The 25,204-nt window shown below is 68.8% G+C and carries 25 protein-coding genes and 2 tRNA genes; 11 read left to right on the forward strand and 16 right to left on the reverse strand.

What is annotated here, in order from left to right; translation table 11 throughout:
• Window positions 1-156: 156 nt before the first annotated feature.
• From ACIRG5_RS37980 to ACIRG5_RS37990, 3 genes are read right to left on the reverse strand one after another with little or no spacing between them, the layout of a single operon-like run.
• Window positions 157-1,110 (reverse strand): ABC transporter substrate-binding protein, encoded by a 954-nt coding sequence (locus ACIRG5_RS37980; protein WP_330270360.1) that lies wholly within the window; start codon window positions 1,108-1,110, stop codon window positions 157-159.
• 12 nt (window positions 1,111-1,122) lie between these two features.
• The gene (locus tag ACIRG5_RS37985; RefSeq protein WP_402914573.1) at window positions 1,123-3,048 is read right to left on the reverse strand and encodes an ABC transporter permease; all 1,926 of its coding nucleotides are present in this window, start codon (window positions 3,046-3,048) and stop codon (window positions 1,123-1,125) included.
• 2 nt (window positions 3,049-3,050) lie between these two features.
• On the reverse strand, window positions 3,051-4,010 hold the full coding sequence (locus tag ACIRG5_RS37990; RefSeq protein WP_402914174.1) for a glycine betaine/L-proline ABC transporter ATP-binding protein: 960 nt from the start codon (window positions 4,008-4,010) through the stop codon (window positions 3,051-3,053).
• A 300-nt stretch (window positions 4,011-4,310) separates the two neighbouring features.
• Between ACIRG5_RS37990 and ACIRG5_RS37995 the strand changes: the two genes are divergently transcribed.
• Window positions 4,311-5,249 (forward strand): ABC transporter substrate-binding protein, encoded by a 939-nt coding sequence (locus ACIRG5_RS37995; RefSeq protein WP_402914177.1) that lies wholly within the window; start codon window positions 4,311-4,313, stop codon window positions 5,247-5,249.
• Between the two features lie 23 nt (window positions 5,250-5,272).
• On the opposite strand, the gene ACIRG5_RS38000 is transcribed toward ACIRG5_RS37995, so the two are convergent.
• Window positions 5,273-7,042, reverse strand: a complete 1,770-nt coding sequence (locus ACIRG5_RS38000) for a hypothetical protein (protein ID WP_402914180.1) — start codon at window positions 7,040-7,042, stop codon at window positions 5,273-5,275.
• A 19-nt stretch (window positions 7,043-7,061) separates the two neighbouring features.
• On the opposite strand from ACIRG5_RS38000, the gene ACIRG5_RS38005 reads away from it, so the two are divergent.
• The gene (locus ACIRG5_RS38005) at window positions 7,062-7,823 is read left to right on the forward strand and encodes an alpha/beta hydrolase family protein (protein WP_402914183.1); all 762 of its coding nucleotides are present in this window, start codon (window positions 7,062-7,064) and stop codon (window positions 7,821-7,823) included.
• Window positions 7,824-7,872: 49 nt separating this feature from the next.
• On the opposite strand, the gene ACIRG5_RS38010 is transcribed toward ACIRG5_RS38005, so the two are convergent.
• Window positions 7,873-7,946 (reverse strand) — tRNA-Pro (locus ACIRG5_RS38010).
• A 62-nt stretch (window positions 7,947-8,008) separates the two neighbouring features.
• Here ACIRG5_RS38010 and ACIRG5_RS38015 point away from each other — a divergent pair.
• Window positions 8,009-8,079 (forward strand) — tRNA-Gly (locus ACIRG5_RS38015).
• 122 nt (window positions 8,080-8,201) lie between these two features.
• On the opposite strand, the gene ACIRG5_RS38020 is transcribed toward ACIRG5_RS38015, so the two are convergent.
• Window positions 8,202-8,756, reverse strand: a complete 555-nt coding sequence (locus ACIRG5_RS38020; protein ID WP_402914185.1) for an NAD(P)-dependent oxidoreductase — start codon at window positions 8,754-8,756, stop codon at window positions 8,202-8,204.
• Between the two features lie 57 nt (window positions 8,757-8,813).
• Between ACIRG5_RS38020 and ACIRG5_RS38025 the strand changes: the two genes are divergently transcribed.
• The 3 genes from ACIRG5_RS38025 (at window position 8,814) to ACIRG5_RS38035 (ending at window position 9,970) form a co-directional block, all read left to right on the forward strand.
• Window positions 8,814-9,116: a winged helix-turn-helix transcriptional regulator gene (locus tag ACIRG5_RS38025; RefSeq protein ID WP_402914188.1), complete on the forward strand. Its 303-nt coding sequence runs from the start codon at window positions 8,814-8,816 to the stop codon at window positions 9,114-9,116.
• The gene (locus ACIRG5_RS38030) at window positions 9,113-9,448 is read left to right on the forward strand and encodes a VOC family protein (protein ID WP_402914191.1); all 336 of its coding nucleotides are present in this window, start codon (window positions 9,113-9,115) and stop codon (window positions 9,446-9,448) included. The genes ACIRG5_RS38025 and ACIRG5_RS38030 overlap by 4 nt, the downstream gene beginning before the upstream one ends.
• A gap of 147 nt (window positions 9,449-9,595) precedes the next feature.
• Window positions 9,596-9,970, forward strand: a complete 375-nt coding sequence (locus ACIRG5_RS38035) for a histidine triad nucleotide-binding protein (RefSeq protein WP_401040226.1) — start codon at window positions 9,596-9,598, stop codon at window positions 9,968-9,970.
• Here the strand turns inward: ACIRG5_RS38035 and ACIRG5_RS38040 are convergent.
• Entirely contained in the window at window positions 9,951-10,559 is a 609-nt protein-coding gene (locus tag ACIRG5_RS38040; protein ID WP_402914193.1) for an MBL fold metallo-hydrolase, read from the reverse strand. The two genes, ACIRG5_RS38035 and ACIRG5_RS38040, sit on opposite strands and share 20 nt — an antisense overlap.
• The gene (locus ACIRG5_RS38045; protein ID WP_402914196.1) at window positions 10,556-11,221 is read right to left on the reverse strand and encodes a 2-phosphosulfolactate phosphatase; all 666 of its coding nucleotides are present in this window, start codon (window positions 11,219-11,221) and stop codon (window positions 10,556-10,558) included. The genes ACIRG5_RS38040 and ACIRG5_RS38045 overlap by 4 nt, the downstream gene beginning before the upstream one ends.
• A gap of 27 nt (window positions 11,222-11,248) precedes the next feature.
• On the opposite strand from ACIRG5_RS38045, the gene ACIRG5_RS38050 reads away from it, so the two are divergent.
• Both ACIRG5_RS38050 and ACIRG5_RS38055 read left to right on the forward strand, forming a co-directional pair.
• Window positions 11,249-11,701 (forward strand): ribose-5-phosphate isomerase, encoded by a 453-nt coding sequence (locus ACIRG5_RS38050; RefSeq protein ID WP_402914199.1) that lies wholly within the window; start codon window positions 11,249-11,251, stop codon window positions 11,699-11,701.
• Entirely contained in the window at window positions 11,694-12,494 is an 801-nt protein-coding gene (locus tag ACIRG5_RS38055; RefSeq protein ID WP_402914200.1) for an Fpg/Nei family DNA glycosylase, read from the forward strand. The genes ACIRG5_RS38050 and ACIRG5_RS38055 overlap by 8 nt, the downstream gene beginning before the upstream one ends.
• A gap of 4 nt (window positions 12,495-12,498) precedes the next feature.
• Here ACIRG5_RS38055 and ACIRG5_RS38060 read toward each other — a convergent pair whose 3' ends face one another.
• The 5 genes from ACIRG5_RS38060 to ACIRG5_RS38080 all read right to left on the reverse strand — a co-directional run bounded on the left by ACIRG5_RS38060 (window position 12,499) and on the right by ACIRG5_RS38080 (window position 17,926).
• Window positions 12,499-13,236, reverse strand: a complete 738-nt coding sequence (locus ACIRG5_RS38060; RefSeq protein ID WP_402914203.1) for a hypothetical protein — start codon at window positions 13,234-13,236, stop codon at window positions 12,499-12,501.
• A gap of 57 nt (window positions 13,237-13,293) precedes the next feature.
• The gene (locus ACIRG5_RS38065; protein ID WP_402914206.1) at window positions 13,294-14,496 is read right to left on the reverse strand and encodes a GNAT family N-acetyltransferase; all 1,203 of its coding nucleotides are present in this window, start codon (window positions 14,494-14,496) and stop codon (window positions 13,294-13,296) included.
• Window positions 14,497-14,537: 41 nt separating this feature from the next.
• The gene (locus tag ACIRG5_RS38070) at window positions 14,538-15,890 is read right to left on the reverse strand and encodes an aldehyde dehydrogenase family protein (protein WP_402914209.1); all 1,353 of its coding nucleotides are present in this window, start codon (window positions 15,888-15,890) and stop codon (window positions 14,538-14,540) included.
• A gap of 518 nt (window positions 15,891-16,408) precedes the next feature.
• Window positions 16,409-17,248 carry a DNA-3-methyladenine glycosylase family protein gene (locus tag ACIRG5_RS38075; protein ID WP_402914212.1) on the reverse strand — a complete coding sequence of 280 codons (840 nt, stop codon included), beginning with the start codon at window positions 17,246-17,248 and terminating at the stop codon, window positions 16,409-16,411.
• A 69-nt stretch (window positions 17,249-17,317) separates the two neighbouring features.
• A complete protein-coding gene (locus ACIRG5_RS38080) occupies window positions 17,318-17,926 on the reverse strand; it encodes a DsbA family protein (RefSeq protein WP_402914215.1) in 609 nt (202 codons plus the stop codon).
• A gap of 163 nt (window positions 17,927-18,089) precedes the next feature.
• Here ACIRG5_RS38080 and pepN point away from each other — a divergent pair, with 163 nt between their 5' ends.
• From pepN to ACIRG5_RS38095, 3 genes are all read left to right on the forward strand, one after another.
• Entirely contained in the window at window positions 18,090-20,666 is a 2,577-nt protein-coding gene (gene pepN / locus ACIRG5_RS38085; protein ID WP_402914217.1) for an aminopeptidase N, read from the forward strand.
• 84 nt (window positions 20,667-20,750) lie between these two features.
• Complete coding sequence (locus ACIRG5_RS38090) at window positions 20,751-22,460, forward strand: GNAT family N-acetyltransferase (protein ID WP_402914220.1); 1,710 nt, start codon at window positions 20,751-20,753, stop codon at window positions 22,458-22,460.
• On the forward strand, window positions 22,457-23,092 hold the full coding sequence (locus ACIRG5_RS38095) for a GNAT family N-acetyltransferase (RefSeq protein WP_402914222.1): 636 nt from the start codon (window positions 22,457-22,459) through the stop codon (window positions 23,090-23,092). The genes ACIRG5_RS38090 and ACIRG5_RS38095 overlap by 4 nt, the downstream gene beginning before the upstream one ends.
• A gap of 42 nt (window positions 23,093-23,134) precedes the next feature.
• Here ACIRG5_RS38095 and ACIRG5_RS38100 read toward each other — a convergent pair whose 3' ends face one another.
• From ACIRG5_RS38100 to ACIRG5_RS38110, 3 genes are read right to left on the reverse strand one after another with little or no spacing between them, the layout of a single operon-like run.
• Complete coding sequence (locus ACIRG5_RS38100) at window positions 23,135-23,614, reverse strand: DUF5130 family protein (RefSeq protein ID WP_402914224.1); 480 nt, start codon at window positions 23,612-23,614, stop codon at window positions 23,135-23,137.
• A complete protein-coding gene (locus ACIRG5_RS38105) occupies window positions 23,601-23,846 on the reverse strand; it encodes a hypothetical protein (protein ID WP_090010263.1) in 246 nt (81 codons plus the stop codon). The genes ACIRG5_RS38100 and ACIRG5_RS38105 overlap by 14 nt, the downstream gene beginning before the upstream one ends.
• 20 nt (window positions 23,847-23,866) lie before the next feature.
• Window positions 23,867-25,036 carry an MFS transporter gene (locus ACIRG5_RS38110; protein WP_402914227.1) on the reverse strand — a complete coding sequence of 390 codons (1,170 nt, stop codon included), beginning with the start codon at window positions 25,034-25,036 and terminating at the stop codon, window positions 23,867-23,869.
• Window positions 25,037-25,204 lie beyond the last annotated feature (168 nt).

Consider the following 25,204-nt stretch of genomic DNA (forward strand, 5'->3'; position numbering starts at 1 on the left):
GTGCGGGGGGGGTGGTGGCGGCGCGGGGCCCCCCCCCCCCCCGCCCCGGGGGGGGGGGGGTGGGGGGCGGGCGGGGGGGGGGGGGGGGGGGGGGGGGGGGTGGGGGTCCCCCCCCCCCCCCCCCCCCCCCCCCCCACGGCTCTTCTCACGTTCTGACTAGGCCTTGGGCAGCCACGCCTTGACCTTGTCGGCGTTGGCGTCCGCCCACTTCTTGGCGGCGTCCTCGGGCTTCATCTTGTCCTCGGCGATGTACTTCGCGACCGTGTTCTGGTCCTCGTTGGTCCACTTGAAGTTCTTGACCAGCTGGAAGGCCGGGCCGTTGGCGTCGGCGAACTTCTTGGACACGAGCTTGTCGAGGTCGTAGTCCGGGTAGTCGCAGGCGATCTTCTCGGCGTCGGCGTCACAGCCCGCCTTGTACTCGGGCAGCTTCACCTTCTCGAGCTTGATCTCGTTGAGCAGCCACTGCGGCGAGTAGAAGTAGCCGATGACCCACTTCTTGTCCTTCTCCGCCTGGCGGAAGGCCTGGATCAGCGCGGTCTCACTGCCGCCGTAGACGACCTTGTAGTTGAGGTTCAGGTTCTTCACCAGAGCCTCGTCGTTGGTCACGAACGACGGGTCGCCGTCGAGCAGCTGGCCCTTGTCGCCGGACTCGGACGTCTTGAACTGGTCGGCGTACTTGTTGAGGTTGTTCCAGTCGAGGATGTCGGGGTGCTCCTTGGCGAGCCACGGCGGCACGTACCAGCCGATCTGGCCCTTCACGCCCGTGGACCCCGCGCTGACGGCGGTCTTCTGCTCGTCGATGTACTTCTTGCGCAGGTCGTCATGGCCCCAGTTCTCGACGACGGCGTCGACCTCACCGGTGCCGAAGCCCTGCCAGGCCACCTCTTCCTTGAGCTCCTTCTTGGTGACCTTGCACTTGAGCTCCTTCTCGGCCACGTACGCGAGAACGGCCGCGTTCGCCTCGTAACCGACCCACGGGTTGATCGCGAGGTTGAACGTGCCGCAGTCGCCGGTCGCACCCGAGGAGGTGTCACCGACCTTGGCGCCACCGCAACCAGCAAGGGCGAGTGCTCCTACGAGCACTGCTCCCAGCACGCTGTGCCTAGCCACTTTCCAGACCTCCTAGTTGGTCCACCGCTTGGCGGCCGCCTGCGTGAGGCGGTCGAGCATCACGCCCAGCACGACGATCGCGACACCGGCCGCGAGCCCCTTGCCGTACAACTGGCCCTGCGAGAAGCCGGCCACCACGTCGTAGCCGAGCGCGCCGGCGCCGACGAGACCGCCGACGACGACCATCGAGAGCACGTAGATCAGGCCCTGGTTGGCGGCGAGGGTCAACGCCCCGCGCGCCATGGGCAGCTGCACCTTCACGATCGTCTGCCACGAGCTCGATCCGAGCGCCGTGGACGCCTCGACGGTCGCGGTCGACACCGCGCGGATGCCGTCCGCGATGATCTTGATGGCGACCGGCGCCGCGAACACCACGGCCGCGATGATCGCGGTGAAGCGGGACGCGGAGAACAACGCCAGGAAGGGCACCAGGTAGACGAAAGCGGGCATCACCTGCGCCGCGTCGAGGATCGGCCGGATGAACCGGTCGGCCCGCCTGCTGCGTCCCATCCAGACACCGACGACGATTCCCAGCAGCATCACCAGGATCGTGGCGACCAGGGTGGACGCCAGCGTGATCATCGAGTCCTGCCACAGGCCCGTCGCGATCAGCGCCGCGACGCACACGGCGGAGACGATCGCCGACCGTACGCCGCCGATCATGAACGACAGCGCCACGATCACCAGCGCCACCAGGAACCACGGCGACTCGGCCAGCAGCGCCTGCAGCGGGTTGATCAACGCGAACGTGACGAAGTCCTTGAAGCCGTCCGTGATCACCGGCAACGAGTCCTGCGCCCACTCCGTCACGACGGTCGCGCCCTTGCGGATCGAGCTGCCGATCTCCACGTCCGACTGGAACTCCGCCGCCCACAGGTAGGTGTAGGACAGGTAGACGCAGACACCCGTGACGCCGAGGCCGCCGAACAACGCCCAGCGCGGGAGCTTGCGGCGCTCGCTCGCGGCGGCCGTCGTCACGCGGTCCAGCACGATCGCCAGCACCACGATCGCGAGGCCCGCGTTGAACGCGGTGCCGACGTCGAGGGTCTGCAACGCCTTGATGACCGTCTTGCCGAGACCCGGCGCGTCGATCAGCGCGGCGATCGTGACCATGGACAGAGCGGCCATGATCGTCTGGTTGACGCCGAGCACGATCGTCTTGCGCGCGGACGGCAGCAGTACCTTCACCAGCGTCTGCTTCTGCGTCGCGCCAAGGGACTCGCTCGCCTCGACCGTGGTGCGCGGCACCGAGCGGATGGCGTGCGCGGTGATCCGGATCGCCGGCGGAGCGGCGTAGATCAGCGTCGCGATCGTCGCCGAGGCAGGGCCGATCAGGAAGAACAACGTCAGCGGCGCCAGGTAGACGAACGTCGGCATCGTCTGCATGAAGTCGAGCACCGGCGTCAGGATCCGGTGTGCCCGATCGGACAGTCCCGCCCAGATTCCCAGCGGAATGCCGATGAGCAAGGAGATCACGACCGCGGCGAGCGTCAGGGAGAGCGTGTCCATGCTCTCCTGCCACAGGCCCTGCAGGCCGAGGAACACGAAGCCCGCAACGGCGAGCAGCGCGACCCGCCAGCCGGCGACCGCGAGGCTGACGAAGCCGGCGATCGCGACCACGCCGAGCCAGCCGATCACCGGCACGGGCCGGCCGAACGACGGCTGCGCGATCAGGGCCTGGATGAAGGTCACGAACTCGTCGATGACGAGCCGGATCTCGTTGAAGAAGTACAGGAACACGGGGTTCGAGTTCCTGGACGCGCCGACGGCGTCGTTGACGTCGTTGACCCACCGGTGCAGCGGGGTGAGGTCGGCGGCGCCGAGCGACAGCGTCCCGACGTTGCGGAACACCAGCCACAGCACCAGCCAGGCCAGCACTATCCCGGCGAAGATGAGCGGTTTGCGCGGAAGTTGCCTTGGGGCGGCGACGGCAACCATGTTCACGCCTCCCCGGCCACGACCCCGAGGATCTCCTCGTCCGCGACCACACCGAGCAGTTCGCCGTCCCGCACGACCTTCACCGGCTTGTTGGCGCCGAGGACGCTGCGCACGGCCTCGCGCACAACGGTTTCCGGCGACAGTTCAGGCCCGTCGAGCTCGTCGTCGGGACGCGGCGGGCGCATGATCCACTTCAGCGTCAGCACGTGCGCCTTGGGCACGTCCCGCACGAAGTCGCGCACGTAGTCGTCCGCGGGCGCGCCGACCAGCTCGTCACCGGTGCCGACCTGCACGACCTTGCCGTCGCGCATGATCAGGATGCGGTCGCCCAGTTTGAGCGCCTCGCTCAGGTCGTGGGTGATGAACACCATCGTCTTGCCGACCTCGCGGTGCAGCCTGATGACCTCGGACTGCATGTCGCGCCGGATCAACGGGTCGAGCGCGGAGAACGGTTCGTCGAAGAACAGGACGTCCGGGTCGCCCGCGAGTGCGCGTGCGAGACCGACGCGTTGCTGCATGCCGCCGGAGAGCTGATCCGGATAGGACTTCTCGTTGCCGGAAAGTCCGACCAGGTCGATCACTTCCTGCGAACGCTCCACACGTTTCGCCCGCGGTACCCCGCGGATTTCCAGCCCGTAACCGACGTTGTCGGCGACTGTCCGATGAGGAAGCAGGCCGAAGTGCTGGAACACCATGGAGAACTTGTTCCGGCGCAGGTCACGCAAACGTCTGGGGTCCGCTTCGAGAATGTTCTCGCCCTCGAACATGATCGTGCCCGCGGTCGGTTCCACCAGCCGCGTGAGACAGCGGACCAGTGTGGACTTTCCCGATCCAGAAAGGCCCATGACCACGAACATCTCACCGGGAGCGACGTCGAAGTCGACTCCCCGTACTGCGGCAACGGAACCGGTGCGGTCCATCAGCTCCTGCCGCGACAACGCCTTGAGCTCGTCCGAGGCCACCAGTTGAGATGCCTTGGGGCCAAACACCTTCCACAGGTCCCTGACCGAAATCACGGGATCCACGCCAAACCACTCCGACCTGTTGCGGACTGCGCACACCGTTTCTCGATGCGCGACAGCATTGACCTTCGCACGGATACGGTCAAGGGTCGATACATGTCTGATCCATTGTGGACAACCAATCATCCCATGACTTGACGCGGTCTGATCGATCGGGAAAAGCTGAACTGAGCGGTCTTCTGCATCGCTCTTCCCCCCGACGAGGAGCTGTTCGTGCAAGCCCCCAGAATCGCTCTGGCAATGACGTTCGTGTTGACAATTACCGGTTGTGGCGGTGGATCAACGGCGTCACCCCGCTCCAGTTCGGCAGCACCGACGGAGCCCTGCGACTCCGTCACCATCGCGGTCAACCCGTGGGTCGGCTACGAGGCGAACGCGGCCGTGGTCGCGTACCTCGCCGAGAAACGACTCGGCTGCAAGGTGACGAAGAAGGAAGTCGACGAGCAGACGGCCTGGCAGGGCCTCGACTCCGGCGAGATCGACGTGATCCTGGAGAACTGGGGTCACGAGGACCTGAAGCAGAAGTACATCGAGGAGAAGCGCAGCGCCGTGCGGGTGGGCCCGACCGGCAACAAGGGCGTGATCGGCTGGTACGTGCCGCCGTGGATGAAGAAAGAGTTCCCGGACATCACGAACTGGCAGAACCTCAACAAGTACGCGGAGAAGTTCAAGACCCCGCTGTCCGACGGCAAGGGCCAGGTGCTCGACGGCGACCCGTCGTTCGTGACGAACGACGAGGCCCTGGTGAAGAACCTGAACCTCAACTACAAGGTCGTCTACGCGGGCAGCGAGCAGGCGTCGATCAAGGCGTTCCGCCAGGCCGAGGAGAAGAAGACGCCGCTGATCGGCTACTTCTTCGAGCCGCAGTGGCTGCACCTCGACATCGAGCTGGTCAAGATCGAGCTGCCGGAGTACAAGGCGGGCTGTGACGCGGACGCGGCCCAGGTCGCCTGCGACTACCCGCGCTACGAGCTCGACAAGATCGCTGCCAAGAAGTTCATGGACAAGGGCGGCCCCGCGGCCCGGCTGATCCAGAACTTCCAGTGGAGCAACGACGAGCAGGACACGGTCGCGTCGTTCATCGCGAAGTACAAGATGTCGCCCGACGAGGCGGCGAAGCGGTGGGTCGAGGCGAACCCGGACCGGGTCGAGGACTGGCTGACGAAGCCCAAGCCGTAACCATCGTTCTGGGTTGACGGGCGTCAACTCCTGCCGCGCGACCACCACTTCTCGTCGGGGCCGGAGATGTCCTCGACGCTGAGCCTGCGCACGGACCCCGCTCGCTTGAGCCGGGCCACCAGCTGGTCCTGTCGTTGCGCGAGCCGGCGGTAGATCTCCACGGCGGAGGTCTCCTGCCGGCTTCCTCGTTCGTCCTGGGCACGTCTTTCGACGGTCCGCCAGTTTCCGAGGAACTCGAGTGTGAGATCGGCGACGGCCTGTCCGCCGTGCGCGGTCAGCGTGTCGGCGGGCGAGGCGAACCGTCCCGCGTGGAACGCCAGGTTCCTGGTGACGTAGAGCCACTCCAGCAGCGCGGCGGCGGTGTCCTCCTGCTCGCGCAGCCAGGCGGCGAGGACCTTCGAGTCCGCGAGCCGGTCGCGCCAGAGTTCCGCGAGGTCCTGCACCAGGCCGCCCTCGCTCTCGGCGAGCGCGGTGATGGCCTTCTGGGCGGCGTCGAGCCGTGCGTCCGGGCGGTTGTGGCCGATCAGCACCTCCAGCCAGGCGTCCACGGACTTCAGGTGGTGCTTCACACCGGTGGTCGGCACGTGTTCGTCGAGCGGTTTGCGCAGTTCGGTGTCGTGGTTGGTGACCACGACGTGCAGGCTGACGAGGTGCTGCCGCAACATCTGCAGCGCACAGGCCTTGGCCAGCCACGCGATCTTGCTCGGATCCAGCCCCGTCGCCTCCAGCGCACTCCACGCGAGCCCGGCGCTCGCCATCGGCGCGTCGACCTGCCGCGCCAGGTTCGCCACCCGCATCGCGCTGCGCAGTTCGGCCGGCCAGTACGCGGTGAGCGGATAGGCGTTGCCGACGGTGCGCTGGTGCTCGGTGCCGCGGGTGACCCGCCCGCCCGGCGCGCTGACCTGCCAGACCGGCGCGATGGTCAGTTCGGTGAGCCGCTCCCCCGCCGCGTACTGGTCGAGCACCTCGCTGAGAATCCGGCGGGCCCTCAGCGCGGCCGTGTGCACGTCCGCGGCCTCGACCGGCACCCGTACCAGCACCGACGACCCGGTGACGGCGTCCTTCAGGAAGTCGTCCTTCGGCAACCTGTTGCGGTGCAGGGGCTCCTGTCGCGCCTCGGGCAGCAGCTCGTCCAGGTGCCGGAGCACTCGCGCGCCCCTCACCACGAGCGCGACGACGTGCCGTCGTTCCCGGGGCCACAGCACTCCGGCCAGATCACCGGGTTTCTTGAGCCACCGCAGCAGGTCCGTGCGAAGCTGTCTGCCGTCCCGCCCGTGCATCGCCACGACGACGGCGATCTCGGCGATCATCCTGGTGCGCAAGGGAAGCCCGACGCCGTTCCACAGTGGAGCGATCCACTCCTTCACGACCTTCTCGAGCGCTTCCGGGTCGAGCTTCGCGGCCGCGGCGGCCGTCACCTGAGGATCGAGCCGCTGCCCGTCCGCCGCGATGGCCGCGTCCACGCCCTTCAGGACCTTGCGCGCCTCGGCGAGTTCCTCGGCGCCGCCATGGGCGTACGCGGGCCTAGCCGCGTCCATGCACGCCAGCGAGGTGGTGATGATGCGGCGCAACAGGTTCCACCGCGGCTGGTCCTCCGTCGCGTGACTCTCCAGGGCCGTCCTGGCACGCGTGACGGCGAGAACGGCGCTGTTGAGGCCCGCGACGTGCTCGCCGAGGTGCGCGTCGGGGTCCAGTGCGCGCAGCACTCCCTGCAGCAACGACCGCTGCCCGCGGTCGAGCCCGGCGTGGTCGAACGCCTGCCGCAGCCGGTCGTCGAGGTACTGGTAGCGCACGTGACGCACCATAGAGGGCATGGACAACCGGAAAGCGGTCTTCGCGGGCATCGACGGCCAGGCACTGGCGGGCCGGCTCGAACTGCCCGCGGGCGACGTCGTGGCCACCGCCGTGTTCGCGCACTGCTTCACCTGCGGCAAGGACTCGGTGGCGGCCACCCGGATCTCCCGTCTGCTCGCCGAACGCGGGGTGGCGGTGCTGCGGTTCGACTTCACCGGCCTCGGCCAGTCCGACGGCGACTTCGCCAACACCACGTTCACGTCCAACGTCGACGACCTCGTGTGCGCGGCGAACCACCTCCGCGACACCATCGGAGCTCCGAGCGTCCTCATCGGACATTCGCTGGGCGGCGCGGCCGTGCTGGCCGCGGCCCGTCAGATGCCGGAGGTCAAGGCCGTCGTCACGATCGGCGCGCCCGCCGACACCACCCACGTCGAGCACCTGCTCGGCCCGTCCAAGGAGAAGATCGAGGCGCACGGCGTCGCCGAGGTGCTGCTCGCCGGGCGGCCGTTCCGGATCAGCAACGACTTCCTGCTCGACATCAACCAGCAGAACCAGACCGCGTGCATCGCAGGCCTCGACCGCGCGCTGCTCGTCATGCACTCCCCGCAGGACGACACGGTGGGCGTGGACAACGCCAGGCTGATCTTCGACTCGGCCCGCCACCCCAAGTCGTTCGTCTCACTGGACGGCGCCGACCACCTGCTGACCGACCGCGCGGACGCCGCGTACGTGGCGGAGGTGCTCGCCGCCTGGGCAAGCCGCTACCTGGTGAAATGAGCCAAAAGCCCTCGGCGAGGTTCCTTCGCCGAGGGCTTTCGACAACCGATCGGGGCGACAGGATTTGAACCTGCGACCCCCCGCTCCCAAAGCGGGTGCGCTACCAAGCTGCGCCACGCCCCGGTTGCAACCACCTTACCGCCACCCGCTAAGGTATTGATCGCAGCCCCTTCAAGGGGCGGCAGGCGGGCGTAGCTCAATGGTAGAGCCCTAGTCTTCCAAACTAGCTACGCGGGTTCGATTCCCGTCGCCCGCTCGCGGCCGAGGCCGATCCATGTCTGCGGAGAACGCAGACCGGGTCGGCCTCTCGCCTTTATCTGGGGGGCCAAGCCCCCAGACCCCAGCCGGGGAGATCCCCGGACCCCCATATGAGCTAGGTCACGCCGACGCCACACCGATCTGCGTGCGGCGGTGCTTCGGGTTGTCGATCTCGTCCACCAAGGCCACGGCGAAGTCCTCGTAGGTCAGCTCGTCCGCCGGATCGACCTCGCTCAGGCGGTACCGGCCCGTGGGCGTGCCTCCGAAGTTGCCGGACGGGCTCATGACCAGCCAGTCCGCCTCGGACTCGGCCAGCACCTCGACTCCCGCCGCGTGGCCCAGGCAGAACGGCTTGTGCTCGTCCGGGAAGTCCGGGCCGTCGATGACCCGCACGTCCGGTGAGGTCTCCAGCAACGTGTAGATGCCGACCACGATGATCCGTCCGGCGCCGGACGCCACGAGCGCACTCGCGGCCTCGCGGTAGAACTCCGCCGCGTCACGCGAGAGGTCGGCCACCGAACTCACCGCGACGTCATGACCTGCCGCCACCTCGGCCGCGGCCTGCACGCCGGGGTCGCGCCCGATCCTGGTCACCTCGTGGCCGCGAGCCTCCGCGACGGCCGCGATCTCCTTGCCTGCCTTGCCGGACGCTCCGAACACAACGATCTTCGCCATGAACGCGAAGGTAGGGTGCGGGTGTCCGGTTTCCGCAACGATATCGGGGGTGAGCAGGTGGAATGCACGCATGGGGACCTGCCGTACCGCATCGGTGACAAGTGGACCGCGCACGTGCTGCGGGCGTTGCAGGACGGGCGGCGGCGGTTCACCGAACTCCGCGCCGAACTGCCGGGCGTGACGCCCAAGGTGCTCACCGAGACGTTGCGGGCGATGGAGCGCGATGGCGCGGTTTCGCGCGAGGCGTTCGAGGAAAACCCGCCGCGGGTCGAGTACGAGCTGACCGAGCAGGGCCGCAAGGTCCTCGGGCTGCTCGACCTGTGTTGCGACTGGGCCCGAGAGAATCTGGTGAAGAGTTGAGGCTGCAGCAGATCGTCGTCGACAGCAACGACCCGTCCCGGCTCGTCCGGTTCTGGGCCGAACTGCTCGGCGGTGAGCCGGTGAACCGCGAGCACGGCTGGGCGCACGTCGAGCCGCCCGGTGGCATGCGGATGTCGTTCCAGCCGGTGCCGGAACGCAAGGACGTGAAGAACCGGCTGCACCTCGACTTCGAGGTCGACGACATCGAGGCGGCGGTCGTGAAGGCGGTCAGTCTGGGCGGCACCCGTGAAGGTGTGGTCGTCACGGACGAGCAGGGCAGCTTCCAGGTCATGCGCGACCTCGAGGGGAACGAGTTCTGCTTCGTCCACTGAGGAACTACTGCACGGCCCGCCACAGCGCCTCACCGAAGCGGATCGCGAGGATCAGGAGCAGCACACCGAGCGCGAAACTGATGAGGCACCGCACGACGATCATCAGTTTGGTGCCCTTCACCCGGCCATGATTCAACGTCGGCGGGCATGAACGACAGAGTCCATCGGTACCAATACGATGCGGGCGTGACCGACTGCCTGTTCTGCCGGATCGTCGCGGGCGAGATCCCGGCGACCCTGGTGACGGAGACCGACACGACGCTCGCGTTCCGCGACATCGACCCCAAGGCGCCCACGCACGTCCTGGTGATCCCCAAGGAGCACCACACCGCGATCGGCGACGTCGACCCGGTGCTCGCGGGGCAGATCCTCGCCACCGCGCACCAGGTCGCGAAGGCCGAGGGCATCGACGAGTCCGGTTACCGGCTCGTCTTCAACACCGGCAAGGACGGCGGCCAGACCGTCTTCCACGTGCACTGCCACGTCCTCGGCGGGCGCGGTCTCACCTGGCCTCCGGGATAGCCATCCCGCGGACGAACTGGGCGTCGACCGGGTCACCGTGGCCGGGCACGACGATCCGCGGGTCGAGTTCGAGCATCAGATCCAGGACGTGACGCCAGTTCGACGGCGTCGCGTCCGGGCCTGCCTGAGCGGGAGCACCCTGTTCCACCAGGTCACCGGCGAAGACGACACCGGCGTCCGGCACGTGCACGATCACGTCGTGCGAGCTGTGCGCGGGGCCGAAGTGGTGCAGGTCGACCCGGCGGCCGCCGACGTCGAGCGTGACGGTGTCGCGGAACGTGTGCGTGGGCGCGATGAGCGTGCCCTCGAACGGGTCGTCGTAGTGCTTGGCGCGGTCGTCGAGGAGGCTGTCGTCGACAACGCAGTCCTCGTGTGCCCACACCTCGCACGGCAGGAACGCCTCGGTGGCCATCACGTGGTCGAAGTGGTTGTGCGTGAACACGATCCGCGACGGCCTCACCTGGCGCGCGAGTGCCGGGTCCATGCCGGAGTCGACGAGCAGAGAATCACCTGATCCGGTGATGAGGCCGAGCGTCAGGTCCAGCTCGGTGTGCCGGAGGACGAAGATCCCGTCCGCGATCTCGATCACCGCAGCACCCCGTCGACCAGCACGGGGACGGCGTCGCTCACGCCGATCCGGACGGCCAGGTCCACGTCCGCGGCGTGACCGTTCTCGATCAGCTCGCGGCCGGAGCCGCACTCCCGCACGGCGGTCTCGACGTCGGTGTCGCGGAACGCCGTGGCTGCCAGCAGCGCTTCAGGAGAAGCCTTGCCCTCCAGCGCCGCGAGCACCGCGCCCGCACCCAGGTAGTCCTCGACGCACGGCCGCAGCGGTCCGAACTCGCGCGGACCCGCGTTGAGGATGTCGAGCCCCCATCGCTCGCCGCCTGGAATCACGCCGATGGTCTCCCCCAGTTCCTGAGCGCGCCGGGCCACCGCCGAGGCGTTGCGCAGGCAGGCCGCGAGGACGTGGGCGCCGGTCTCGGCCGCGAGGAAGCAGAGGTTCGACCCGTTCGGCGACGGCAGTTCGACCAGTCCGGTCGTCTCGACGAGTGATGCTGGTCGCAGCGTCCTGCCCGACGCCGGCTTCCACCGGGACGGCCGCACCTGGCCACCGTTGCCCACGACCAGGTCGACGGACGTGGTGAACGACAGCACGTCGACGACTATCAGCACGTCACAGTCCCGCAGAGCGCCTACGCCCTCGGGCCCCCATTCCAGCTTCAGCTGGTACCCCTCCTGGCTGAACACACCCCCCAGCGTGTCAGACTCCGTGACGTGCGCGTTTATCTGGCAGCAGACCACGCTGGCTTCGAACTGAAGTCCCACCTGTCCACGGCTCTCACCGAGCAGGGCTACGAGATCGTCGACGTCGGCGCCCACGAGTACGACGCGTTGGACGACTACGTGTCGTTCTGCATCGAGGCCGCGGAGAAGGTCGTCTCGGACCCCGGCAGCCTCGGCGTCGTGATCGGCGGCTCCGGCAACGGCGAGCAGATCGCCGCGAACAAGGTGAAGGGCGCCCGCGCCGCGTTGGCGTGGAACGTCGACACCGCGCAGCTCGCCCGCCAGCACAACGACGCTCTCCTGGTCGGCATCGGCGCTCGTCAGCACACGACCGAAGAGGCGACCGAGATCGTGTCGGCGTTCCTCAAGACGCCGTTCTCGGGCGAGCCGCGGCACCAGCGCCGCATCGACCAGGTCAGCGCCTACGAGAACAAGCGTGCCTGAGGGCCACACGCTGCACCGCCTCGCGCGGCTGCACCAGCGCCGGTACGCGGGCAGGCCCGTGACCGTCACGAGTCCACAGGGACGCTTCGCGGCGTCCCTTGTGGACGGACGGAAGCTCGTCCGCGCCGAGGCGCACGGAAAGCACCTGTTCCACGTCTACGGCCCGGACGCGATCGTCCACGTCCACCTCGGCCTGTACGGCACGTTCACCGAGTCACCGCTGCCGGTCCTGCTGCCCGTGGGCCAGGTCCGGATGCGGATGGCCGGCGAGACGCACTGGACCGACCTGCGCGGCCCGACCGCGTGCGAGGTGCTGAACTCCGACGAGGTCAAGCTCATCCGCGAGCGTCTCGGGCCCGACCCGTTGCGTCGCGACGCCGACCCCGACCGCGCCTACGAGCGGATCATCCGGTCGAAGCAGTCGCTGGCCGTGCTGCTGATGGACCAGAAGATCCTCGCGGGCGTCGGCAACGTCTACCGCGCCGAGGTGCTGTTCCGGCACAACGTGAACCCGCTGCTGGTCGGCAACAAGGTCAGCCGTGAGCTGTGGGACGCGATCTGGGCGGACCTGGTCGTGCTGATGAAGGACGGCGTGAAGGTCGGCAAGATCAACACCGTCCGTGCCGAGCACATGCCCCGTGCCATGGGCCGCGCGCCACGCGTGGATCGGCACGGCGGTGAGGTGTACGTCTACCGCCGTGCCGGGGAGCCGTGCCTGATCTGCGGCACCGAGGTCCTGACCACGGAACTGGCGGCGCGCAACCTCTTCTGGTGCCCCGCCTGCCAGCCCTGACGGGCTAGAAGTCGAAGCCGCCCATGTCGCCGAAGTCGAATCCACCGGCATCGCCCGCGTCGGCGACACCGCCCATGTCACCCATGTCTCCCATGCCGACGTCGCCCATCCTCATGTCGCCCATGCCGTAGTCGCCGACTCCGTGCATGCCGGAGAACATGGCGTCCATCAGCAGGAACGTGCCGACGCCCCACGCGCCGGCCACGAGCGCGGGCTTCCACCACGGCTCGGAGTACCAGCCACGCGGCACCGGACGTCCGGCGACCATGCCACCGGGGTAGTAGTAGGGCGTGCCCGAACCGGAGTGCGGCGACGCGGCGTACTGGTGTCCCTCGACGGCGACCTGGCGGTCCTCGCTGACGGCGCCCGCCTGTTTCTGGCCCGCGCTCTCGGGCAGCGCGGGGCCGGGGTCCATGCCCATGGCCTCGCGCGCGGCGCGCACGTAGTGCAGGCCTTCCATCGCGGTCTCGGTGACCAGCCGTGCCTGCGGGATCGTGCGAGCCTGCTCCATCTGCGAGCCGGCGGCGGTGAAGCGCTCGGACGCGTCCGCCATCGCCTGCGTCGACGCGGCGTTGCTGCCGGTGAGGCTCATCACCTGCCCGCCCAGCCGCTCGACCCAGCGGCGTGCCTCCGCCTTGGCGTCGTCGAGCTCCCGCGCTTTGCGCGCGTTGCTCTGGCTGACCAGGTAGAACACCCCTGCGATCAGCAGTACCAGCACAACAATCCACACCACGGCGGCCACGGCTTTACCTCCCACACCAGGTGAACCGTCAACGAGCGACCGCGGCCTTGAGTTCCGTCAGAACACCTCGGGGCAATGCGGCTCACGTGCGCCGAGGAACGCCATCGACAACGCGTCGACGTGACCGGGCGTGTGCTCGACCACGCGGTGTGCGCGCTTGAGCACGGAAAGCCGTGCCCCGCCGAGGAAAGCACTGCCGAGCGACGCGATGTCCAGCGACACGTCCGCCGGGTCCTCGGTGCGCGTGACGGTGGCTTCGCCGCCCTTGGCCGTGAAGCGCCAACGGCCGGAGTTCCACGGGCAGAACGAGTCCTCGACCTCCAGCACGCTGTCCACATCGGACGAATAGCGGCGCAGCGGGAGGGCCCGGTCGATGTCGACGATCCGCATCCACAACGCGTCGCCGGCCTCGCGGCGGACCATCCGCGGGTTGTCGACCATGTGCAGGATCGGGTCGTCCCAGGCGGTGTAGAAGGAGATCTCCCCCGCGAGGTCCATGTCCAGCAGGAACCGGTAGAGGTCGGCGTACGCCTGCTCGGTCTCGCAGACCAGTTCGCGCACGTGCAGCTCGCTCGAAACACTGTCCGCCTTGACCCGGAACACCACATAGCCCTCGGGATGCAGGCAGTAGCGGTACGAGGAGAGTCCGCCGCGATCGATCTCGCGATCGGCCAGTTGCACGTCCCAGGTGTGCTCGACCCGGCTCAGCCAGCCGACCCGCGTGGTGCGCACCCGTTCGTGGATCTCGCGCATGACCAGCAGGGCTTCTTCTCGCGACACCTGACGGATCCGTGCGTCGCTGACGTGCACACCGGGGTGGAACGCCATCCGCGTCGGCATCTTCAGCATGGCGATGCTGGTCGCGTATTCGCCGTAGCCGTACCGGCGGTAGATGCCGCCCTCCGACGCCCACAGCATCGCGATCGGCTCACCGGTGTCGTGCAGGCCGTGCAGCTGCGTCTTCATCATCAACGACGCCACGCCGCGACGCCGGTGGCCGGGCTTCACCGACACGACGGTCACCGCGGCGGCCGGTGCCTGCAGGCCACCCGGAACGGTGATCTCGCGAGTGAGCACAGCGGCGGTGCCGATCAGCTCGTCACCGTCGAGGACAGCGTGCGCCCGGTCCTTCTCCAGGACCTTGAGCCATTTGCTGTCCTCCCCCATCGAGTCGCTCAGAAACGCCCACGCCATCACCCGCTGGAACTCGGGGAGGTCGGAGTCGGTGATGGTCCTGATGCTCAGTGCCGAGTCAGCCATGGCAGCAGTGATACGCCGCCATGGCGTCGTGCGCAGCCCAATTAGCGCTGGACCGACTTGACCTCGCAGAACTCGTCCAGCCCGAACCGGCCGAACTCACGCCCGTTGCCCGACTGCCGGTAACCACCGAACGGCGCGCTCGTGTTGAACGCGGCGGCGTTGATGTCGACCTGCCCGGTCCGCAGGCGCCGGGCGACCCGGAGTGCCCGGTCGGTGTCCGCGGAGAACACACCGCCCGCCAGCCCGTAGATGGTGGAGTTCGCGATCCGCACCGCGTCGTCCTCGTCGGCGTAGGGCATGACCGACAGCACCGGCCCGAAGATCTCCTCCTGCGCGATCGTCATCTCCGGCGTCACGCCACCGAACACCGTCGGCGCGACGTAGAAACCCTGCGGCAGCGGGGCTTCCGGCCCACCGGCGGCAAGCGTCGCGCCTTCCTCGACACCCTTGCGGATGTAGCCGACAACACGGTCGCGCTGTGCCTTCGACACCGCGGGCCCGATGCGGGTGGACGGCTCGCCCGGATCCGCCGACGTGTACTTCTTCGCGGCCTGAGCGGCCAACTCGACGGCCTCGTCATGCCGGTCCGCGGGCACCAGCAACCGAGTCCACGCGCTGCACGCCTGACCGTTGTTCATGAACGAGTTCGCGACCGCGATCTTCACCGCCCGCCCGAGATCAGCATCGTCGAGCACGATGCACGCCGACTTGCCACCCAGCTCGAGCGCGACCCGCTTGACCGTCTCGGCGGCGACAGCGGACACCCGGCGACCAGCCTTCGTCGACCCGGTGAACGACACCATGTCCACGTCCGGATGCGCGGCCAACGCCTCACCCACGACGGGCCCGGTGCCGTGCACGAGCTGAAACACTCCCGCCGGAGTGACAGCCGTGATGATCTCGGCGAGCAGATCGGCCGTCCCCGGCGCGAGCTCGCTCGGCTTGAGCACCACGGTATTCCCGGCGGCCAACGCCGGCACCACCTTCGCGACCATCTGCTGCAACGGAAAGTTCCACGGCGTGATGGCGGCGACGACCCCGATCGGCTCGCGGAAGACCAGCGAGTTGCCGATCTCCTCAGGCTCGAAGTAGCCGCGCTCCAGCACGTCCGCGACCCCCTCGGCGATGGCGACGGGGTTCGCGACCTGCACCTTCTGGCTGAAGGTGAGGGGCGTGCCCATCTCCCGGGTCATGGTCGCCGCGAGCTCGCCGGCCCGCTCACGCAGACCGTCGATGATCGCCCGGACCACCTTCGCCCGCTCGTCCACCGAGGTCTCCGCCCACGCCGGGAAGGCGGCCACAGCGGCGGCCACGGCCACGTCGACGTCGGCCGGCGTGCCCTCGGCGAGCGTGCCGATGACTTCCTCGGTGGCGGGGTTGACGACCTCGATCACGGGAGCCCTCCAGGCGGTTGTGACACTTGCGGCGCTGACAGCAGTCAGCCTGTCACATCCGCTGGCAGCGGTCACGCCGACCGGAAGGCGGCCCGATGAGCCGACGGGTGGCGGAGGGCGGTGGCAGCCGGAGGGCCGGCTGGTGAGCGAGGGCGGGCACTGCGGATGCCACGCCCAGCGAACCGCTTTCGGCGACCTCGCCAGTCGAGCAGGGCGGCCACCACAGGTTCCGGTCCTCCGGCTGCTGACATCGCCGACGTCCCAGCGCGGGTGCCCTGGTGAGCGAGACGACCCACAACCAACTTCAGCGACCCCGCCCCAGGTGATCAGAGCGGACACCACGAACGCCATCCCCAGCGACTGACATCGGCGACGTCCCAACCCAGAGTGGTTCGGCTAACGAGACGCCCAGCAACCCGAGCCAGCGCGACCTCGACCTGGTGAGCGAGGGCAGCCGTGCCGGCACCCAGCGTCGAAGGCCTCGGTCTCGCGAGCACGGGCAGGCACCGCCGGCACGCTCAGGCAGACGCCATCGCACCTCCCAGCCGCCGCTCACGCAGCACCCGCAGGTGCACCGACGCCCAAGTCCGGTACGGCCGCCACGCCTCGGACACCTCGGCCAGCGGCCGCCCGTACCACTCGGAAACCTCATCGGTGAGCCGAGATTCGTTGTGCGGCACGGCATCCGGAGCGTTCGCCCCGCGCAGCACGACCAGCTCGGCCGCGAACGGCCCCAGCCCCTTGACCTGCTGCACCGCCAGCACAGCGGCCGCGGGCTTGAGAGAACGCAACGCCACCGCGTCCAGCACCCCGTCCAGCGCGGCCTCGGCCACCGCACGCAGGTACTCGGGCTTGCGGCCGGGCAGGTCGAGGTCGAGCCGCAGCAACTCCGCCGGTGCCGGGAACACGCCGTCGCGCAGCAGCGAAGCCTTCAGCACGGCCGCCTGCGACACGCGGATCCGCTGCGAGAGCACCGACCACGCCGCTGCCTCGTACGGCGAGTAGAAGCCGCACGGCCGTAAGCCGGGTAAGGAAGCCTGTGCGGCAGCGATCACCGGATCGCGCAGACCGACGTCCGGCCACGCCCGTCCGTCGACGTCCAACGACAGGAAGCGGCAGACCTGGGAAGCCGCCAGGTCGAGGTCGCCCTCGCCGGACAGCTCCAGAACGGCAGTGGCGCCGTGCTGGGTCACGGAGACCGAGGCACGGCGCCACTCACCTTCGACCAGGAACGTCGCCTGCAGCGCCTCTCCCGCACGCGCGGGCAGCGCGGACGGCGTGAAGCCCTCCCAGAACTCCCTCGACGTCGCCAACGACCAAGGGCCCTGAACTGCGACTTCGACGCGGTGGTGTGCCATGTCAGGAGACGCTAGCGAGCACCCCTGACAGAAAACTCAGCCGAAGAGATCAGAAGCGCCCGGCAGGACTCAGCTGAAGTCCAGTTCACCCGTACGGGTCCGCTTGAGCTCGAAGAAGTACGGGAAGCCGGCGAGCAGCCGAGCACCGTCGAAGATCGTGCCGGCCTCCTCGCCGCGCGGGATCTTCGTCAGCACCGGGCCGAAGAACGCGACGCCGTCGATGTGGATGGTCGGCGTGCCGACGTCCATGCCAACCGGGTCCATGCCGCGGTGGTGCGACGCCCGCAGCGCCTCGTCGTACTCGGTCGAGTGCGCGGCCTCGGCGAGCTCGGCCGGCAGTTCGGCGTCGGCGAGAGCCAGCTTGATGATCTCGTCGAAGTCCTGGTTGCCCTCGTTGTGGATGCGCGTGCCCATCGCGGCGTACAGCTTCGGCAGCACCTCGTTGCCGAACTTCTGCTCGGCGGCGATGGCCACGCGAACCGGACCCCAGCCCTTCGTCATGAGCTCCTTGTACTGCTCGGGCAGGTCGCGGCCCTCGTTCAGCACGGCAAGGCTCATCACGTGGAAGCTCAGGTCGATGTCGCGGACCTTCTCCACCTCGAGGATCCACCGGGAGGAGATCCAGGCGAACGGGCAAAGAGGGTCGAAGTAGAAGTCGACCTTCGCCTTGTCGGTCATGCGTGCCCCTTTAGTGACGGTCGGTGGCGTTATCGCCCCATCAGCCCAACCAGATCACCCTGTCATCTCTTCCCGTGCGCCGGTTCCGTGATTGGATGCGGGAGTCATAACCATTCCCGACGACGTCAGCGCGTAACCACACGCGCGGCAGACGAGGTGACCAGTGGCCGCGCCCAACCTCACCCGCGACCAGGCTCAGGACCGTGCTGAGCTGCTGGAAGTGGAGTCCTACCGGATCGAGCTGGACCTGACCGACGGCGGCGGAAAGCCGGGTTCGGACACGTTCCGCTCCACCACCACCGTGGTGTTCCGCAGCCGGACTCCGGGTGCTTCCTCGTGGATCGACATCGTGGCGGCGACCGTGCACCGCGCTGTGCTCAACGGCAGCGAGCTCGACGTCTCCGACTACCGCGAGGAGGACGGCGTCAAGCTGCCGGACCTCGCGGAGACCAACGAGCTCACCATCGAGGCCGACTGCCGGTACATGAACACCGGCGAGGGCCTGCACCGGTTCGTCGACCCCGTCGACGGCGGTGTCTACCTGTACTCGCAGTTCGAGACCGCGGACGCCAAGCGCATGTTCGCGTGCTTCGACCAGCCCGACCTCAAGTCCGTCTACTCCATGAAGGTGACGGCGCCGCACGACTGGAAGGTCATCTCGAACGGCGAGATCATCGCCACCGAGGACGGCGAGGGCGGTTCGGACGTGCACACGTTCGCCACCACCAAGCCGATGTCGACCTACATCGTGGCCCTGGTCGCCGGTCCCTACGCGGAATGGCGTGACGAGTTCGTCAGCCAAAATGATGATGGCAGTGACTTCAAGATCCCGCTCGGCATCTACTGCCGCGCCTCGCTCGCTCCTCACATGGACCACGAGCGGTTGTTCACGGAGACCAAACAGGGCTTCGGGTTCTTCCACAAGGCGTTCGGCGTGCAGTACCCGTTCGGCAAGTACGACCAGTGCTTCGTGCCGGAGTTCAACGCGGGCGCGATGGAGAACGCCGGCTGCGTCACGTTCCTCGAGGACTACGTCTTCCGCAGCCGCGTCACCCGCTACCTCTACGAGCGCCGCGCCGAGACCGTGCTGCACGAGATGGCGCACATGTGGTTCGGCGACCTGGTCACCATGCGCTGGTGGGACGACCTGTGGCTGAACGAGTCGTTCGCCACCTGGGCGTCCGTGCTCGCGCAGGCGGAGGCCACCGAGTACCGCCAGGCCTGGACGACGTTCGCGAAGATCGAGAAGTCGTGGGCGTACCGGCAAGACCAGCTGCCGAGCACGCACCCGGTCGCCGCGGACATCTCCGACGTGCAGGCGGTCGAGGTCAACTTCGACGGCATCACCTACGCCAAGGGCGCCTCGGTGCTCAAGCAGCTCGTCGCGTACGTCGGGCTGGAGAACTTCCTGGCGGGCCTGCGGGTCTACTTCGGCAAGCACGCCTGGGGCAACGCCACGCTCGCGGACCTGCTGGGCGCGCTGGAGGAGGCGTCCGGCCGCGACCTGTCGTGGTGGAGCGCGCAGTGGCTGGAGACGACGGGCCTGAACCTGTTGCGCCCCAAGTTCACCGTTGACGCACAGGGCAAGTTCACCCAGTTCGCCGTGCTGCAGGGTGGCGCGCGTCCGGGCGCAGGCGAACTGCGCACGCACCGCATCGCGATCGGCGTCTACGACGACGACGGCACGGGCAAGCTGGTCCGCACGCACCGCCACGAGCTGGACGTGACGGGCGACCGCACCGAGGTTCCCGAACTGGTCGGCGTGCACCGCGGCAAGATCGTGCTGGTCAACGACGACGACCTCACGTACTGCACGATGCGCCTCGACCCGGACTCGCTGGCCGGGCTGATCGACCACATCTCCGACATCGCCGAGCCGCTGCCGCGCACACTGTGCTGGTCGGCCGCGTGGGAGATGACCCGTGAGGCCGAGCTGAAGGCCCGCGACTTCGTGAACCTGGTGCTCCGCGGGCTGCACTCCGAGTCCGAGGTCGGTGTGGTGCAACGGCTTCTGTTGCAGGCTCAGACCTCGTTGTCGTCCTACGCGGACGACTCGTGGCGGGCGGAGGGCTGGCGCCGGTTCGTGGCCAAGGCGCTGGAACTGGCGCAGGCGGCCGAGCCGGGCTCCGACCACCAGCTGGCGTTCGTGAACGCGCTGACCTCGTCGGTGCTCGACGACTCCACTGTGGACGTGCTGCGCGGCTGGTACGACGGCACCGCGGTGCTGGAAGGCCTGGACGTCGACACCGACCTGCGCTGGCGTCTGCTGCAGGCACTCGTCGCGCACGGCAAGGCGGACCTGCCGGAGATCAACGCAGAGGAGGAGCGCGACCCGACCTCCACCGGTCACCGCCGCGCGCAGTCGACCCGTGCGCTGCGCCCGACGGTCGAGGCCAAGGACGAGGCCTGGGACCGCGCCGTGAACGACGACGACCTGCCCAACGCGGTCAGCGAGGCGATCATCGCGGGCATCTCGCACCCCGGCCAGAAGGAGCTGCTCGCGCCGTACGTCGAGCGCTACTTCCGCGACGTGAAGGGCGTGTGGGACCGCCGCAGCTCCGAGCGCGCGCAGTCGATGGTCGTGGGTATGTTCCCGGCGTGGTCGATCGCGAAGTCCACTGTGGAGGCCGCTGACGCGTGGCTGGCGGACGAGCACCCGCCCGCCCTGCGCCGTCTGGTGTCCGAGGGACGCGCGGGCATCGTGCGCGCCCTTGCGGCACAAGAGTTCGACCGCTCGTAAGCTTGTGCTGGGGAAGGCCCCGTAATGCGTTCGCGCGTTGCGGGGCCTTCCCATAGCGTCGAGCGGCTGTCCTGGGGAGGTCCGGTGAGAGTTCGCTACGAGGTCGTGCGCTGGTGGCTCGAGGACGGGGAGTTCGTCGACGAGGTCCTGGCACGGGTCGTGGACGTCGACGGGCTGTTCGCCGATCCCGTGCCGCCCGAGCGCGAACGGCTGGTGCTGCGCGGATGCACCGTCGCACCGGACGAGCTCACCGGCGACTTCCACCTCAGCGTCTCGGGCTCGCAGTGGTGGCTGCTGGGCGATCTGGTCGTGCACGCCGAACTGCCCGGCGGTGATCTCGTCGCGAGCGCCTGCGTGAGCCAGCTGATCGACGGCGGCGACTTCGGCACTCCCCCGGCGTACACGCTGTACAAGGACCTGCGGGAGACCGGCACATGTCGTGCCGTGGAAGGGTTTCCCCGCTCGTTCGAGAGCGTCTGGCCACCGGTGACGCTGATCGGCTGCGACAACCCCGGCCGCATCCGGCCCTCGGCGCCCGTCGACGAGCAGGGTCCGTGGGTGGGGTTGCGCGCCCTGGACCGCGGCGGCCGGATCGTGGCGCACGCCGGGGTCGCGCTGGACGTCGCGTCGACGTCCCCGTCCGCTGCCGGTGAAGGACTTTTCGACGTCGTGCTCGACCAGTCCCGCTACGGCGAGGACTGGACGGTGGCCGAGCGGCCCACTCCCGCCGCCCGCGGGGCCTGGCGCGTCTGGATGGAAGGCGTTCCGGCGGAACGAAACCTGTGGGCGCCACTGTCTCCCGAGGGCCGCATGTGGTGGAACGAGATCGCCGCCAAAGCACCCCGCACGCGCCCCACGGCCGGCGTGCACCACGTGGACGGCAGACACGCCACGGACGAGTTCGGCCTGCACCTGGCGCTGAGTGAGGCGCTGGTCGGGCCCGGCCGGTTCCTGGGCAGCGTCTACGCCATCACCGGGATGTACGAGGAGTGGTGGTTCGTGCCGGGCATCACGCTCGTGTGGCACGAGCCCGGCGTGGCGTTCGAGGCGATGCCCGACTACTTCCTCGGACTACTGAAGAACCTGCGGCGCAACGGAGTCGACGTCGTGCTGGAATCGTCCACGGAGGACCTGGCCGACCGGCTCGACCGGTGCGTGGAGCTCGGCGCGTTCGTCGATCGCTGGATCGCCGGCTGGGCCAGGGCGCAGGAGGTGGAACCGCACGACCTGCTGGACAACTGGCACGTCTGGGCCGATCTGCCCGGCCGGGAGGAGGAACGGATACTCGCGGGGGACGCGAACGTGATGCAGCACGCCGAAGACGTGGAGCTCCAGTCCGTGCCGACCTGGCTGACGGTGGCGACGGACTCGCCGGACGAGGTGACCCGCGTGGTCGAGCAGGCCGGACTGGTCGCCCGCACACCGGAGACGTTCATGCGGCGCGGCCTCTTCGACCACCCCGCGCCGAAACCCCCCGACGGCTACTCGGTGCGGGTGACGCCGGGAGACGTGATCGAGGTCGTGGTGACGTTCGACGGCGAGGAGGCGGCCAGCGGTCTCATCGCCGTGGTGGGCGAAGACGCTGTGCCCCACCGCATCGAGACGAAGCCGGCGCATCGGCGGCGCGGGCTCGGCAGCGTCGTGATGGGCGCCCTGGTCCAGGAGGCGGTCAAGGCGGGCGCGAGCGACGGGCTGCTGTTCGCCACGGAGGAGGGCCTGCACCTGTACCGGAAACTGGGCTGGGACACGATTTCCGACGTCGTGATCGCGGCGAACGACAAGGGGGAAGCATGATCGGCGAACTGGTGGAGCGCTGGCACCGCGGCTGGATCGCGGCCGACGGTCTGACGTCGGAGTACCGCGACGGCCACCTGGTCGTCCACGTGAACCGGTCGCACCGGGTGTTCGAGTGGATCGCCACGGACGACGCGGAAGCCGGTGCGCTGGCCGGAATCGTCGCCGCGACGGAGGAACCGAGCTGGCTGAGCGTCCCCACGCACTCGCCGGACGAGGTGATCGCGGAGATCGAGGCGGCCGGGCTTGTCGTCGCACGCCCGGACGAGACGTTCATGCGGCGCACGCTGGCCGGCCACCCGTTCCCGGACCCGCCCGAGGGCTACACCGTCGAGGTGACCAGGGGCCCGGTGATCGGGGTTCAGGTGCTGGCGGACGGCGAGGCGGCCGCCAGCGGGTTGATGGCCGTGGTCGGGGAAGACGCTGTCGCGCACCGCATCGAGACGGCGGAGGCACATCGGCGGCGTGGTCTCGGCAGCGTCGTGATGGGTGCGCTGGTGCGGGAGGCCGTGGCGGACGGGGCGACGACCGGGTTGCTGTTCTCGTCGACCACGGGCGTGCACCTCTACCGCAGCCTCGGCTGGGAGAAGATCTCCGACCTGGTGGTGGCCCGCAACGACGTCAGCGCGTGAAAAACGCCCCCGGCGGCGTGCCGGGGGCGTTCGAGAACAAGATCAGGAACGCGGTGCGCTGCCCGCCTGGTCGGTCAACATGCGCAGGCCCGACACGAGGCCACCCGCGAGGTCGCCCTCCTTGAAGGACGCCACCATGCTCATCACCGCGAGCTTGGCACCGCGGTCGGCGAGACGGCGGTGGGACTCCTCGCCCGTCACGATCTCGACGACGCGCTCGCCCGGCGACACGGCCACGAGGACGTGGTGCGTCGGACGCTCGGTGGAGGCGTGCAGCTCCTGCGCGCGCTCGTGAGCGTTCGAGCCGAGCTCGCCCAGGTACACGCTGAAGTCGAGGCCCGTGGAACGGCTGGAGAGCGTCAGCGCCTCGTCCAGCTGTGCGAGCTGGGAGGGCGTGAACGGCAGCTCCGGCGCGTGCGGCTCGTACATCTTCGCCGCGGACACCCGGCCGCTGTTCGTCACGACGGCGCCGACGGGCAGCGTCGACGGGTCGACGGCCACGATCGCTTTACCAGTTGCCACGTGCGCCTCCCTTGGCGGTCGAGTCCGAGGCACCGGACTCGGCGGCGCTGTGGTGCTCGGCGCTCAACCCTGCCGGGTTCGCACTCCACCACACCGGGGCGTAGCCCCACTCCTGGCCGGGCCGGTACCGGGGAATCCGGGTGGCCTTTGGCCTCACCGTCAGCAGCGTGATCACGCCGTAGATCGCCAGCGGGATCAACGCGAAGACGAGAACGGTCTCCACGATGGTCACGGCGGGTACGGTAGCCGAACTCAGCCGCGCGCGAGCGGCCGGGCCAGCAAGATCGCGCTGAATCCCACGATCGAGCCCGCCACGACGTAGACGGTGCCCAGCGACGTCACCTCGGCGAGCGGTCCGGCGAGGCCCGCGCCCAGCGGCGACAGCCCCCAGGCGACCACTCGATAAGCGCTGGTCACACGCCCCATCATCGGCCCTGGTGTGAGTCGTTGCCGGCGGGTCGCGGACAGCACGTTCCAGCCTGCGGACCCCACGCCGAACAACACGCACGCGAGCACCGCCACCGCCAGCCACGGCGTGAGGCCGAACAACGCGAACGCGGCGCCGAGCAACGCCAGGAACCCGACCATGACCCGTCCCGCGCCCCACCGCGCCGCGAGCCGCGGGGACAGCCGGACGCCTAGCAGAGCACCGGCCGCCATGCACACGACAAGAACAGGAACCACCGGTTCGGCGAGGCCGAGCACCTGGATGGAGTAGAGCGCCAGCATGGCGTTGATCGCGGCCGCGCAGACGGCTGTGATTGCAACGGCAACTACCAGTGACCGCAGGCCAGGGGTCCGCACGAGGAACCGCATGCCCTCGGCCAGCTGTCCGCGAAGATCAGTGCCCGAACGCTCGGGAGCGATGTCCGGCACGCGGGACACGAGCACCGCGGCGGTGACGAACGAGAGCGCGTCGAGTGCGAAACAGGCCGCCGGCGCCCACCAGAACAGCACCGCGGCGGCTAGTGGCCCCGCAAGATCCATGCCGATCGTCTCGACCGTCACGAACCGGCCGTTGGCCGCCTCCAGCTCGTCCTCGCCGGCGAGTTCGACGAGCAGCACCTGGGACGCCGAGTCCGCGAACGTCTCCGCGGAGGTCAGCACGAAAGCCGTGGCGCACAAGACGACGACCGTCGCGTGTCCGGTGTGGACTGCCAGCGCGAGCACTCCGGTCACCCCGCCGCGCAGCCAATGTGCCACCACGACAACGGTTCTCGGTCTCCAACGGTCCACAAGGGCGCCCGCGGGCAGCGCGACGAGCAACCAGGGCAACGTGAGCGCGACGGCCACAGCGGACACCGCGAGCGGACTGCGGGTGCTGGCGGCGGTGAACAGGGGCAGCGCGACGATGCGCACGCCGTCGCCCACGAGCGACACCGCCCAGGCAGCGGTGAGCGCTCGGAAACCCCGTCCATGCACGCCTTTTGCGCTATGACGCATGTCACGTTCCATCAGATTGAACGCTACAGAGCGTGTCCATACCCGCCAGTAAGGCCAATGAGTGCTCTCGTGCGGCGCAGCGGTTACACCCGGTCAGGCCTCACCCGGTCGGCGGCGAACGGGTGCCGGTTTGGGGTCTTGTTCCCG

This window comes from Lentzea sp. NPDC102401, from assembly GCF_044765805.1.
Taxonomy (GTDB): Bacteria; Actinomycetota; Actinomycetes; order Mycobacteriales; family Pseudonocardiaceae; genus Lentzea; species Lentzea sokolovensis.

Coding starts and splice junctions, on each gene's coding strand:
- ACIRG5_RS37995 (WP_402914177.1), top strand. CDS start 4,311: ATGACGTTCGTGTTGACAATTACCGGTTGTGGCGGTGGATCAACGGCG.
- ACIRG5_RS38095 (WP_402914222.1), top strand. CDS start 22,457: ATGATCGGCGAACTGGTGGAGCGCTGGCACCGCGGCTGGATCGCGGCC.
- ACIRG5_RS37985 (WP_402914573.1), bottom strand. CDS start 3,048: ATGGTTGCCGTCGCCGCCCCAAGGCAACTTCCGCGCAAACCGCTCATC.
- ACIRG5_RS38005 (WP_402914183.1), top strand. CDS start 7,062: ATGGACAACCGGAAAGCGGTCTTCGCGGGCATCGACGGCCAGGCACTG.
- ACIRG5_RS38035 (WP_401040226.1), top strand. CDS start 9,596: ATGAACGACAGAGTCCATCGGTACCAATACGATGCGGGCGTGACCGAC.
- ACIRG5_RS38065 (WP_402914206.1), bottom strand. CDS start 14,496: ATGGCTGACTCGGCACTGAGCATCAGGACCATCACCGACTCCGACCTC.
- ACIRG5_RS38020 (WP_402914185.1), bottom strand. CDS start 8,756: ATGGCGAAGATCGTTGTGTTCGGAGCGTCCGGCAAGGCAGGCAAGGAG.
- ACIRG5_RS38075 (WP_402914212.1), bottom strand. CDS start 17,248: ATGGCACACCACCGCGTCGAAGTCGCAGTTCAGGGCCCTTGGTCGTTG.
- ACIRG5_RS38080 (WP_402914215.1), bottom strand. CDS start 17,926: ATGACCGACAAGGCGAAGGTCGACTTCTACTTCGACCCTCTTTGCCCG.